This is a genomic window from Brevibacillus laterosporus (assembly GCA_007833815.1).
Taxonomy (GTDB): Bacteria; Bacillota; Bacilli; order Brevibacillales; family Brevibacillaceae; genus Brevibacillus_B; species Brevibacillus_B laterosporus_D.
In genome coordinates this window covers 3,359,754-3,374,588 of the sequence record CP033464.1, presented here as the reverse complement: position 1 = coordinate 3,374,588, position 14,835 = coordinate 3,359,754, and the positions used below count along the sequence as shown (strand labels likewise).

The following is a 14,835-nucleotide window of genomic DNA, read 5'->3' as shown; positions in this document are numbered from 1 at the left end:
TCATTGATAAATGGTAATCATTTTTCTTCTATTTACATCTATCCAAGTAGAAGATGTTGTCATTTTAGCGAACGCCAATTGGTTCATCGGGCCTGTCAAAAGGGCTTCTACTGCTTCCATCGCTTCTGGAGGCTCAATGGAACCAATTCCTCTTTTGTGCATCCGTTTCTGGTATTCTTCCGACGCCACTGTTCCTACCGTTCCCCAATACCCCCAGTTCATGACTTTCACGGCACATGGCCATTCTATGGCTAACTGGCTTGCAAAGGCATCTTTAAACGTACATCCCGCTACATAGTTGCTCTGTCCCGCAGCTTTTACAAACGAATTCATCGAGGAGAAAAATAAAACAAAATCAAGAGGCTCATGCTGGAATACTTCCGCTATATTCACACTCACCTCTACTTTGACACCGAGTCCTGCCCGAAATCTTTCCTCATCCATATTGGCTAGACTCTTGTCCAGCAGAACGATAGCAGAATGTACAACTCCATGAAGCTCACCATATTGCTGTTTGATTTCTTCATAAGCTCGATACAACTCTTCTTGGTCGGTTGCATCCGCCATGATGTAACGAGGGGCGGGTCCTATCGATGCTAGTCGATCTATCTTCGCTTGGATATCAGCATCCATTTCCCTTCTTCCTATCCAAATCACCTTGGCCTCGTACCTGCGAATGACGTATTCACTCCATACTTCCCCAAGCCCTCCAGCTCCGCCAATAACGACATATACGCCTCCGTTCTTATACATCGTTTCGTCCTGCTGGCTATACGTCACAGGCACAAGCTCCAGACGATGCCATTGCTGCTCTCGGTAGACGTATGGGTTTCCTTCCGCATGAATCGGTAAGGTAAACCAATCCATCCTTGGCCATGAAGCAGTTGACTCTAGATCGATGACTCTGATGTTCCAATTCGTATATTCCTTTGCCAACGTCCCCATAAGTCCATGAACACTTGCATGGGTAGGATTTACTTCATCGTATTTATGAATGGGTTGTGCTTGTGTTGTTATCACAGTCCAGCCTAGTTGTCTGCTATCGTATCCAAGAGCTAGCAGACTTTTAATAAGTTTAAATAGGTAGATCACACCTGCTTCTTGCCCTTCTATGACAGCATTATCTGTTACTGATGATAGTCCCTCTACTGGTGCAATCCACAAAATATGATCGATCGGACCTTGTTGTGTCATTTCCTGAATGATCTCATCTACCGTATTACCACTTTGAATCGCTAGTACACGAGCTTCTGGATATTGTTTTCTTACCTCAGTCCAGCTTGTTTCATTGCCCCCAACAATGACCAGGTTCTCATCTATGGAAGGAACTCTTTGTCCTTTTTCAGAACTGATTGGTTCCCAAATGGGGGCTACCATCATGGTTTCAAATGGTGGTGTAATCATGGCTTCTTTCGATAGAGAATGAGTAGAGCAATCGGATGGAACAGTTCCTTCTAGTACCCTAGCCGAAAATCCAAACATCCGTACACAAACTGCGCCACTGTCGTCACATAGATCAATATCATACTTATGAGTCTCATTTCCGACGATATAATCTTCACTATATCGGACGTGCGCCCACATTTTGGATGTATGCGGTCGAATCATTTCTATCGATTCCAAAGCGAACGGTAACGATGGTTTTATTGACGTGTTGTAGGATATAAGTGATTGCATCTGGAATATAAGAGCTGCCTGTAACGCAGCGTCCATTACACTCGGGTGTAGAACATATTGTTCTTGCGTATCGACTAAGCAAGATGGCAAGACCAGCTCTGCCAATACTTGATCTTTGCCCACATACACGTGTTGTATTCCCTGATGACTTTCTCCATAAGTAAGCCCGATTTTGTTGAATGCTTGATAACACTCTCTAGCTGTCAACACGCCTTGCTTACATATAGATTGTAGAGTGGGTACATCCAGGGCTATCGCTTGCCTTGCTTCCCTACGTACTGCAAATCCCTGACTATACACGACAGTATGACCACTACCTGGTATCTCTTCACTATAAATCTCATAGTTTATCTCACCATGATTTGCTGAAAACACTCGAATATGCACTTGTATTGGTTGCTCTTCTAAGAGGATAGGCTTTTTCCAAACAACGTTGTGAAGTTGAAAGCCGCCCAGATTATGTTCCATATTTCCCAGTGCTTGCTCCACTGCAATGCGTGCCATCTCCAAATGGGCTACACCCGGTAGAACTTTACAACCTTGGACAACATGATCTTCTAAAAAAAACTCCTTGCCAGTAAAAATAGAACGAAAGCGTACGGTAGATAAATACGACGTATTTTGTTGCAACAACGGATGAATCGCATGTATTGATCCTACAGTTGTTTTCTTTGCCTTGTTGATGAAAGAACTGGTTTCTACCTCTGATATCCAATAACGCTCTCTAGCAAACGGGTAGGTTGGAAGTGAAATTTGATTCGCCGTTCCTGATTTATACAATATCTTCCAATCTATATCTAGCCCCGAAACCCATAAATAAGCTAGTTGGTGTAAATCATTCTTTTTAATGAAGTGATTAATCATTTCATTCTCTTCTTCATGCTCAATTGGCAAACTAGTAATAGAATTACTCTTATTCACATTTCCTCGACAATAGTTTTTCATCATACCGTTATTTTCAAGGTAATCGGTCAAGGATTTTTTTAATTCATTAATATGACATATTACCGTAGCATATCTTTCTTCCATTGCCTCTCTACCAACATGAAGCGTATAGGCCATATCTGCGAGATTACAATCTGTAAGGTTTTGCTTTTCGATTGCTGTTATTAATTGCTTTGCATATTCTTGTAAACGCTCTTCGTTTTTAGCCGATAACACGATCATTACTGGGTTGTTACTCTTGGTTCTATTATGTAGAGCTACCTTATCAGTAGAAGGATGCTCTTCAATGACAATATGAGCATTTGAACCCCCAGAGCCAAAACTGCTAATTCCAGCGCGACGTAATCCTCCTTTATACGGTGGAATCCAGTCTCGATTCCTGTTAACAATATAAAATGGAGAATTATCAATAGACATATGAGGGTTTAATTCATGAAAATGTAAGGAAGCAGGTATCATTCGATGGCGCAAACTTACTAAGACTTTTACCAACCCTGCCAATCCTGCAGCAGCTTCCAAGTGTCCAATATTTGTTTTAATAGAACCTAATCCACAATAAGGTTCCCCTCTGTTGTCATTTTGTTTCGAAAGCTCTAAAAACGCTTCTTTCAACGCTGCGATTTCAATAGGATCACCTAAGGGAGTACCTGTACCATGAGCTTCAATATAACCTACTGATTCGGGTTCAATATTAGCTGAGAGGAAAGCCTCCTTGATTAAGGTAGCTTGCTTTTCTGGATTGGGTACAGTTAATCCATTTGCTTGACCACCATGATTAATAGCGGTTCCTTTGATGACAGCTAAGATTGAATCACCATCGCGTTCTGCCTGTTTTACAGGTTTTAACAGTAAAACTACTCCACCTTCTCCACGGACATACCCACCGGCATCTTTATCAAAGGTTTTGCATTTTCCATCCTTGGAAAGCATCCCAGCTTTATAGTAGGCAATACTGTTAGCAGGGTGACACATAAGGTGAACCCCGCCTACTAAAGCTTGCACACATTCTCCTGATTGCAAAGATCTCACAGCTTGATGAACGGCAACCAAAGAACTTGAACAAGCCGTATCTATTTGAAGACTAGGACCATGAAAATTATAAAAATAAGAGATTCGATTAGGTAGAATCGCCATTGATGTACCTATTCCATATTTAGCTTGAACATCATCGCTATGACGATCCAAAAGTTTGCTATAATCTGAGCCACTTGCTCCAATAAATACACCTGTATTACTTCCTGAAATTGCTGTAGCAGAATAATTAGCTCCCTCAATACACTCCCAGCTCAATTCCATTAGTAATCGTTGTTGAGGGTCCAAGAGCTCTGCTTCTGTGGGAGAGATTCTAAAAAATAGAGGATCAAATTCAGCAATTTGATCTAAGAAACCTCCTTGATTTATTCCTTTATGCTCCGAATCAGGATAAATAGTATCCGGCCAATTCCATCTTTGGTTAGGCATTGGACCAGTAGCATCTCGGTTGTGAATTAGTAATTCCCACAATTGCTCTAGATTGCTTACCCCACCAGGTAGACGGCAGGACGCACCTATGATTGCAATATCATCCTTTTGTAAATAAGAATTGCTCTTCGAACCTGCCTCTTTTTCTAAAACAGATTTTTCTGCTACATATACCTCATCTGATACATCCGTATTCTCGATAAGATATGAGATAATTTTTCTAGCGGTATTGTATGTAAAAAAGAACGTCGCTTCGAGTTCTATTTGAAATTTTGAGCTTACTAGGTCATTTAATTCCAATAAATCTCCTGAGTCTAATCCAAGTTCCATTAACGGACGATTGATATATAATTCACCATCTTGTTCTGGTTCATTTAATAGAACAAGGATCGCTTGCATGACAAATTCTTTGATTAGCTTACTAGAATTTGTCTTACTATTACCGTCGTCTATCTTTTGTACTTCATTTGAAACAACAGCCACTTCTTCTTCATGATGTATATGCACATCATGGCTTTTTTCTATGAAATACGAAATGATTTTTCTAGCGGTATTGTACGTAAAAAAGAATGTCGCTTCGAGTTCTATTTGAAATTTTGTACCTAACTGATCATTTAATTCCAACAAATCTCCCGAATCCAATCCAAGCTCCATTAGCGGACGATCTACATACGATAGAACATCCTCCTTATTTCCCCCTAAAAGAGAACGTATACGATCTAACACAAAATCTGTAATGGACCTAGTCAGGTCAGTATTCCCATTTTTAATAGGATTGAAATTCTTCTCAAGATTAACTTGTTTACGTGCTTTATCATGAGTCTCAGAATATCCTCGATTCAAATTATCATATTCAATGAGTACTCCATAGCCAAGATTCGCATGATCTAATGGACGATAATTCGGAACTAATTCTCTGATCTTAGCTCCATGCATTTCATGAAATCGCAACGTTTTGTCTATCAATTTATTATTCTGATTACGAAAATTGATATATTTATCCATACTTACTGTTCTATGCCGGTGATAATCCTTACATCTAGTAATACCTATGACAGACCGGACCCCGCTAATCAAACTGCAACGTTGTAGCATAAATTCCAAAAGCTGATCTCCCAGATTACGATCTTGCATTTCTGGTAAGACATTAATTGCTAACAATTGAATAATAGTACCCTCATTATGATGGAGCTGTTCAACAGTATTGGTTTGAGCTAACTTTATATCCTGTAGACCCCTGATCTTTTGAGAATACATAACGCCAACTACCCTATTGTCTATTTCTAAGACAAGTTGCCCTTCTGGATAATTCCTTATTCTATGTAAAATACTTCCAGAAGAAGCACCTAAAGCCTCACCCCAGCATTGCAACTCAAGCTGCCTTAATACAGGTATATCTTTTTCATGTGCCATTCTAATCCTGTATTCTCTGGGTTCAAAGTAATTTAAAGTGATACGCGCAAAAGACATGGATTTTGGGTATTTACGAAAATATTGTTTATGAGGAAACAATCCTGCCTCTGCGGCTGCTAACATAAAAGTATCTGCTTCTACTAACAATTGTTGAGAGAATCTATGAACAGCATCAAAATGTAAGCCTTCACATTTATCAATATACTGATTAATTGTTTTCGGCTCCAAACAATGCACTTCTAAAAGGATTAAACCATGCTTATTTACTACGTTTGACCAAAGCTGTAAGTGTTCCACCAGATTTTTCATAACTAGTTTGGAAGAACGTTCATGTCCATTTTCATCTACAAACACCGTTTCTGTTGGAATGGAATGAAAGGAATTTACTTCATCCGCTTCTTTTGGTGCAATGAAAGGTCGATCATGATCAAGGAACGACCGCACATGTAAAATATTTTCTGTATCAGTAATTCCTATTTTTTCTAAGCTTGTAATAAGCTCGTCAGGATTTCCGATATCCCCTTTTAGCAATACATGATCGATGTCACACAGTGTTACAGCCGTTTCTATTAGAGATTTTTCATTGTAATCAATCCCAATTAACGTAAGGGGGTATTGATCTAATAGTTGACCTCTCAATGACTTCATTTTAATAATCTCGTATATTTTTTTTAGTAGCGATCCATCCCCACAGCCCATATCTGCTATATATTTCGGTTGCTCCTCCAGCGAATCTCTATTAAAAATGGATACGATCATTTGCTCCATATCTTTAAAGTATTTTTCATGCTGAAATCCGCAGCCAATCACATTTAGTGTGCGATCAATATGTGATTCATGCTCTTGAACATCCCTATCAAAAACAGCTTGGCAATCTCCAAATAGTAGTTGATCTATGTTTTTTATCATAGGACGGTAAGAATAAATAATGGCAGTATTGAAAATTCTGTCCATCATATACATTCCTGCTTCTGTCAAACTTCCTTGATCCAACCAATTTTTTTGCAGGAAGAGCTGAGTAACTTCTTGCTTAGCTATACCAGAAAGATTAGAAAACATGAATTCTTTTTGCTGAGAAGAAGACTGCATAACTAATTCGTGTTCCTTCAACGAAAAAAGCAAAGGAATCATCAACATCCCGTCTAGAAAGTGTGAATACATCACATTGTCTATATTCCATTGTTTAGCAGAAAGCTCAATCCATTTTTGAAGACGATGTTTTCTCTGGGATTTTTTTACGTATGCCTTCATCGGGAAATCGAATAGCTCCACGATTTCTTCCGGAATTTTTTCTACCACATTCCATCCTGTCAGTAAAGCATAAGCATCTTCGCTGTTTCGACTCACTATTTGTAGAGACTCTAACATGTGGAGAGCACTGCGTAAGTGACCACTATTAGCATCCAGCTCACGAACAATTTGCTTAAACGGAGTACATTGACTTTGTTGTAAAAGATGAAATAACCCACGTTTTTTACAAGATAAAAGTACTGGAATTGCCAAATAACCATGAGAATAAAGATGTAAGATGGATAACATGAAATATACCTCGTTTCAATAGCGAATTTTACTAATGGATTATTTACTTTGAAAATTTCGGAACTGATTATTTAATATTTTCACAGTTTCTTCCATTAATTTTACGCCGATCTCATCTACATGACGGTTTTTCCAACTTTCCAAATTTGTTCCCTTTACCCAACGATTGAATGCACCTAGCGCAGGACCACAATGAATTTGATAATCTACTTGTTGTCCCGGAACACCATCTAATGCTACATTTGTTGAATGAGCAAGGTACCATTTAAAAATCAAGGCCATTTTATGCTTCGGATTTTTTTCAGCCTTATCTATTTCTTCTTGTGAATAATTCGGTTTCAATTCATCATATATTTCTTTAAAACTGCGTTTAAAGTATTTTGCCTGTATAAGTTTTTTATCTTTTTCATTTATCTCTTCAAGTGAATTGTATTGACAATACAATTCAAAAAGCTTGTTCGCCCTAGCAGGGAAAAACACACCTCTTTTTAACACTTGAACTTTGGCTCCTATTTCAAACCGATCTCCTGCTGGCGCATATGTGGTATCTTGAATCTGTACCTGTTGTAGCAAGTCTTTAACGGCATCACTAGTGCCCGCCTGTACGGTACATTGATTAATAGAGCCTGTCAGTATAAAATCAGCTCCTAATATGAAGGCTGCGGCTGCTGCCTCAGGAGTACCAATTCCGCCTGCTGCTCCAATTCTAACCTTCTTACGGTATTTATATTTTTCCATCATCTCATCCCGTAGCTGTATCATGGCTGGCATGAGAACATAAGATACTCCCCCATCTGTATGCCCACCTGAATCTGCCTCTATACACAAATCATCTACCATCGGGATTTTACTGAGCATATGAGCTTGTTCTCTCGTAATTTTATTTTCCCTGACCATTTTTTCTACTAGGTACTCTGGTGCTGGACTTAAAAAATGTTCCGCTATTTCAGGTCTCGATACCTTACCAATAATTCGATTAACGCTTGAAACGGTACCGTCTGGTAGCTTGTTTAATCCATGCGCACGGTATTTTATTAATGCAGGAGTTATGCTCATGTAGGCAGATGCTTCTACTGTTTTGATACCGTAGTGCATATATAGATCTACCAATTGCTCTTCTCTTTCAAGCTTTCCTGGAGTATGTAATAGGTTCATTCCGTACGCTTGACCACTTTTTAGTTCTTTTTGAATGTATTGAATAGATTGCTCGATTTGTTGTACGTGTAATCCCCCTGTACCTAGAAAACCCATCATGCCAGCTTTGCCCAGCTTGACTACCATTTCTTTGGAGGCGATGCCTTTATACATGCCACCAGCCAAATAAGCATATTGTAATTGATAATCTCGCATAAACTGTTTGCAGCCAACAGTTGTTATAGCACTGGTTTTGGCATGTTTACCAGAAAGAGCTTCGACTTGATAACTAGCTTCACTAGGGATGAAGATTGGCTCTGCTTCTGCTGTTATTTTCTTCATCAATCCAGTCAATACTTTACCCGGACCTATCTCTTTCATTTCAATGCCTTCAAATCCCATCAAAACTTGCACCGTCTCACACCATCGAACGGACTCCGTAATCTGTCTAACCAAATTCATTTTGATATCGTTTTTTTGATATAATCTGGCATGGACATTTGACAATACAGGTATGTTACATTCTGCAAACACAAAGGAATCCATATAGGACTCAAATTGCCCTCTTGCCTCCATCAAGTATCTGGAATGAAAGGCCCCACTTACTCTTAACGGAATGTAAGTAATACCTTCAATTGCCTCAAATATCAGCTTTGCTTGATTGATATCTGTTTGTAACCCCGAGATGACTAACTGATGAGGGGAATTCAAATTAGCAAGATCAATACTGTCTAATTCATTTTGTAGCAATGTATGCTTCATTCTTTTCTCATCCATCCCTATAACTGCTGCCATCCCCCCGCCAACAGCCCGGCTCATTAATTCCCCCCTTTTTTTCACTAGTCTTAATCCAGTTACAAAATCAAAAGCCCCTGCAGCAAATAAAGCATTATATTCACCCAAACTGTGCCCTGCAACGATATCTGGTTTTCTTCCCGTTTCGTTAATGGTATTCAAATACATCAGCGCATTTACGGTAAACAAGGCAGGCTGTGTGTATTCGGTCTGATGTAATCTTCCTAATGGATCATCTAAACACAATTCTTTAATGGAGTATCCTAAAACCAAATCGGCTTGGCTGGTGATTTGAGGATACTGATCAAATAATTCTCCTCCCATTCCCTTTTTTTGCGATCCTTGTCCAGGAAATACAAAAGCAAGCATACTTTTTTTCCCCTTTTTTTCCCTAGTTGTATATTTATGAGCATAGTGAGATAGGATATAATCCAAATTTTGTCGATCTTGTTTATACGGTGTTATAATGGGCAAGATGATAGGATTCTTTCGTTTATTCGACATTGATTTACTCACATTGACAAGCGTTCCTGAAGGACCTAGATCCAAAAATATCCGATCTTGATCTTCTTCTTGTAAATAGGTGAAGCCCTTGGTAAATTGAATAGGTTTTCGAATGACTTGCCAAAAATAATCCGAATTACATTTTTCAATCGGTTCACCATACACACTTGAAATAAACGAGATTTTAGGATCAAGAAAAAGTTGCTTTTTTAAAAAAGCAACATATTCATCTGATGCAGGATCTATGCTAGAAGAATGGAACCCTTGTGTAACCGGTAATATACTACAAATGATTCCATTGTTCTTAGCATGCTGTTCAGCCTTAGTTATATGCTCTTTTCTACCTGAAATAATAAAATGATTCTCGTTATGAATAGAAACCAAATCGCAATTTTTATATAGAAGAGGATCGGACGAGAACATAGACGGATGATGTAAAATAGCCAGCATACCGCCTTCTTCACAACCGTTTTCTAATAATTGGGCTTGTTTAACAACAGCTTTCAGCGCAGTATCAACGCAACATACACCTGCTGTCACCGCAGCTGCAAATTCTCCCATACTTACGCCAATAACAGCGTCTGGGACGACTCCATTTTCTAATAAAACCATCGTAATGGCGTATTCCAACATAAAAATACAAACATGAGTATAAAGCGTACGAGTAAACGGCTCTGTCATTTTTTTATGGTCATCATACAATTCATCTAGTACAGATATACCTATTAAATCGTGTACGTTCGAATCTAATTGGAGCATGCATGATCTAAAAATTTCATTCTGTTCAAATAATGTCTTACCCATCTGATAAAACTGTGATCCTTGACCCGAATACATAAAAACAACTGATGGATGCACCTTAAAACACCTCTGGCCAAGATTTATTAATCGACTACATCTTCAATGCGCCATGCTGATGGCATATCCCTACACTTACATTGTGATGTTCCGGATACTGTTGGTGGATGTAATCGTAATGTTATATTCGATTAACCACATATTTACTTGTATAAAATATTCCATTAACTTGAGTAACAATCCTTGACTAGAGTGCATTTTACCTTGAAGCAGAGCAGATTTTCCGTCTAATAAATTCAATATTTTCTTTTTGTCCAATAAATCATGAATAGGTGCATTCGAATTAGACATCATCTCATGAAAGGCTGAATGAACTCCTGCAAAATAGATAGGATCTTGTGTCGATGGATAAGCACTTTTTCTACGAAGTCGTACTTCTTCAGGCATGTAGCCCTTGAAGGCTTGACGCAATATCCCTTTCTCGATATTTCCAATGGTCTTCATATCGAACGGAATATTAAAGGCATACTCCACTAATCGGTAATCACAAAATGGAACGCGTACTTCAAAACCTGCATACATACTCGCGCGGTCTTTACGCTCCAATAACCCGATCAAAAAGCGAGTGATGAATACATAGGACATTTTACGTTGGCGCATTTGTGTTGTTGTTTCATTTTCAAGCAGAGGCACTTCCTTAATCGCTTCAGCATATCTCATTGCCGCATATTTGCTTGGTTGAATATTCTCGATTACATCTTGATGTAATAAAGAGGCAAATTTATCCCATGTGTTTATCAACCAAGGATAAGTAGGAGAATCTAGGTACTCTTCTTGATGAAACCACGGGTATCCACTAAATATTTCATCTGCCGATTCACCTGAAATAGCTACCGTAGCGTCCTTCTTCATCTCCCGAAATAATAAATGTAAGGATGTCTCCATATCGCCATAACCAGGTAAATCACGCATACGCATAGGAATAAGCATATTTTCAAGCAACTGTTCAGAGGTAAGTGTTATCGAATGGTGCTTCGTTCCGACATGCTCGGACAGCATTTTTGCGTACGGTGCATCTAAACTAGGACGAGCTACATCCGCTACAAAATCTTGGGCACTTCCTACAAAGTCAACGGAGTATGTAGACAACTGCTCTCCTTTATCAAAAAACTGACGTCCCGCAATCGAAACTAAACCACTTGAATCCAAACCTCCTGAAAGCATGGATACAACGGGAACATCAGCAATTAATTGGCGCTTCACTGTATCTTCTAATAAATACTTAATATGTTCTGCTGTTTCTTCGACAGAATCAGTATGTAACTTACTTTGGAGTTGCCAATAACGCGACTCTCTTGTTCTTTCTTTCGTAAACACCATCGTATGAGCAGGCTTTACTTCAAAAATATTTGTAAAAACACCGTTACCAGGCGTACGTATTCCCCCAAGAACGATAAGCTCGGATAATCCTTGAAAATCAACTTCTCGTTTCACACTCGGATGAGCAAGAATCGCCTTTATTTCCGAACCAAACAAAATAGAACTTCCTTGTTGGAAATAAAATAAAGGTTTAACTCCTAAATGATCTCGTGCTAAAAACAAACTTTGTTTCTTCTGGTCCCAAATCGCAAAAGCAAAAATACCATTGAGATGCTTAACACAATCTTCTGCCCATTCCATATAGGCGTGTAGCAATACTTCCGTGTCAGAATTTGTTTTAAATTGATGTCCGCGTTCTATTAATTCACGACGTAGTTCAAGGTAATTATAAATTTCTCCATTATAAGTCATGGCATATAATGGGTCAGAGTCTTGATAGACAAAAGGTTGTACTCCACCTTCAGGATCAATAACAATTAGACGTCGATGTGCCAACGCTGCGTGTTCCGTAATCCAAAAGCCTTCAGCATCTGGTCCTCGATGACGAATAGAATCAGACATCTGTTGTAAAGTATGTTTTTGATTCAACAAGTTATGTTCCCAATCGATCCACCCTGTTATCCCACACATTTTTTCAAGGACTCCTCTTTACATTTTTTTGGACTGAATATAAAGCATCAATTTATCAATTGTACGTACTAATTCCGTATTAAGCTCTTCATCTGCTATCTGAATATCAAATCGCTTTTCGATATTCACCAACAACTCCATAATAACGATAGAATCCAAATTATATTGTTTGATAATATCCAAATCGTCTGGAATACTAGCTGGATCAATCTCAAGACCATAATGTGTTTTTATAATTTCTACTAAATCATTTTTAATGATAAGACTATAGTCTGTTGAATTTTTGATTTCCATATATTACCTCTCGTTCTGTTTTTATTCTACAACTATTTCACTTCTTTTCGACGAACCTTCCCGGCTGCCGTTTTGGGTAGATCGTCCCTAAATTCTATTCTTCTTGGCACTTTGAAATCAGATAATCTTTCACGACAATGCTCAAGTATCTCTATTTCAGTAACTTGCTTATTAGCTACGACATAAGCTACAGGTATTTCTCCTCGGGTAAAATCGTGTTGACCCACAACTACCGCATCTACTATAGCTGGATGTTTACTTAGTACTTCCTCAATTTCATACGGATTAACCTTTTTACCATTCACATTTATTGTAATATTTAAGCGACCAACGATATGTAGCTCGAATTCTCCACTTAGATAGGACAGATCGCCGGTTCGCCACCATCCATCCTGCAATACATATTCACAATCATCCGAATCTTCCTTACGCAGGTACCCCTTAGCAAGAGACTCACTTTTTATAAGTAATTCATAGACCGTTTTCCCATCAAACTCAAACGGGTTTGTTTCATCTAGCTTTACAAGTACACCATCAAGAGGCTGCCCCACGTTTGTAGATTCACTAATAGATAAGTGATTTCGTTGAATAGAAATGGCTCCTGTTTCTGATGAGCCGTAGATGTTTTGAATAAATACGTTCAATTTTTCCTTACAGGATAATAACAGCTCATCTGACAATGGTGAAGTTGATGATAAAGCAATCCTAATTTTATCTAGCGGCTTATTAATGTGTTGAACCAACATTTTGTAGTGAACTGGTAGACCCATTAGTATGTTGCAAGATTGTTTGTGAATTTTCTTTTCCAAACTAGATGGAAGAACGTATGCCCCAGTAAAAGATACTGCTGCTCCACTTAAGAAAGGAGCAAAACACCCGCAAATAGAGCCAAATACATGATAAATGGGGGCTACACATAAGACACGATCTTCTGGGGTAATACCAAGAGATTGACCTACACGTTTTCCATCAAACATAACACTTTCAATTGTTTTGACTACGGCAGATGGTATCTTGGTTGATCCCGACGTTAGAAACACGAGATAGCTTTGATTTATTGATGGTTGAATATATTCATTCCAACAAGTTGCCTGTACTCCTATATTTCCAATAGAAAAGGCATGGCTAAAACACGAAAGATCGTACCATTCATCGTATCCCAGTGAATCTATTGCTGTACTATTTATTTCACGCAAAACATAGTGAGTTTTATACATCGTCATAATTTGTTGCATTTCTTCTTCTTTTAAATGAGGATCAACTAACATGACAGAAATATTAAGCTGGCTAGCTGCCACTATTGCTGCCCAAATGACTTCGCTTTTTTGAAGAACAATAGCTAATGGCGTCTCTGCATTCAAGCCAAACTTCTTAAAAGCTTGTACCAGATTATCTGCTTCATGTAGTACCGCTTGATAAGGAATTTCTTCCGTTTCTCTGATAATGGCTGTTGCATGGGGATTGTGTTCGATTAGTTGTTTCAATCGTGTGTAGATTATAGGAATCACCTGCTTTCAAATCTAAAATGCCTTTCATGAAAAGCAACTGAATGTAACAATCTCAAACTCAGATTCTATTAAACCCTTATTCCATCGCATTTCCATCCAATTGAATAACTGTTTTTTTTCTTTTTCTTTTTCTTTCTATTCGCAAAATAACGTTACCACAAAATTACATGTTAGTAAATATAAATAAATCCATATAATGGAATGTTAATATTTCCACTATAAGACAAAGTAACATAACAATACATAACATGTATATCTTTGTTATACTTCACATTCATATCATGAATAACATTAAATGGATCAGTACCGACTACATAAAGGTACCGACTGCTACAACACTCCTCGCCATACATGTATGCTTACTCTCAAAACTTTGATACGATAACAGATTACTATTCCGACAATCTTATTTTGCATAGTGAAAACCAAGTAGAAAAAAGCAGAATCGACTATACTCTCGACATTTTTTCGTTTTTGACTCCCTCTCTTCTCATCACATTGTAAAAAGAAAGGCCTGTTTTCTCATTAACTTTTTTATCATTAGAATACCGGTTAACTGCAGGCTTCATTAGAGAGTAAGCTTAAAAATTAGCATTGCCCTGTATTAATGGCGTAAAATCAATACAGTATGAGTAGTTTCTGGTTTGCAAGCCAGATCGTTTCACGCTTCTGTTTTTTAACTTTTTTATCTTAAATAATTGTTATATACATTTATAATTTTAATATTATACATCTGTAGAATTATGTCTGAAAGAAA

5 protein-coding genes and 1 pseudogene are annotated in these 14,835 nt (G+C 38.2%); all 6 read right to left on the bottom strand.

Features of this window, described 5'->3' with window-relative positions:
• The 6 genes and pseudogenes from EEL30_17500 to EEL30_17475 all read right to left on the bottom strand — a co-directional run bounded on the left by EEL30_17500 (position 1) and on the right by EEL30_17475 (position 14,069).
• Positions 1–4,482, bottom strand: a complete 4,482-nt coding sequence (locus EEL30_17500) for an SDR family NAD(P)-dependent oxidoreductase (GenBank protein ID QDX95805.1) — start codon at positions 4,480–4,482, stop codon at positions 1–3.
• A 120-nt stretch (positions 4,483–4,602) separates the two neighbouring features.
• A pseudogene (locus tag EEL30_17495) lies at positions 4,603–7,035 on the bottom strand (polyketide synthase).
• A 39-nt stretch (positions 7,036–7,074) separates the two neighbouring features.
• Positions 7,075–10,326, bottom strand: a complete 3,252-nt coding sequence (gene fabD, locus EEL30_17490) for a [acyl-carrier-protein] S-malonyltransferase (GenBank protein ID QDX93932.1) — start codon at positions 10,324–10,326, stop codon at positions 7,075–7,077.
• Positions 10,327–10,401: 75 nt separating this feature from the next.
• The gene (gene asnB, locus EEL30_17485; protein QDX93931.1) at positions 10,402–12,276 is read right to left on the bottom strand and encodes an asparagine synthase (glutamine-hydrolyzing); all 1,875 of its coding nucleotides are present in this window, start codon (positions 12,274–12,276) and stop codon (positions 10,402–10,404) included.
• 18 nt (positions 12,277–12,294) lie between these two features.
• Entirely contained in the window at positions 12,295–12,570 is a 276-nt protein-coding gene (locus EEL30_17480; GenBank protein QDX93930.1) for an acyl carrier protein, read from the bottom strand.
• A 32-nt stretch (positions 12,571–12,602) separates the two neighbouring features.
• Entirely contained in the window at positions 12,603–14,069 is a 1,467-nt protein-coding gene (locus EEL30_17475) for a long-chain fatty acid--CoA ligase (GenBank protein ID QDX95804.1), read from the bottom strand.
• Positions 14,070–14,835: the final 766 nt, after the last annotated feature.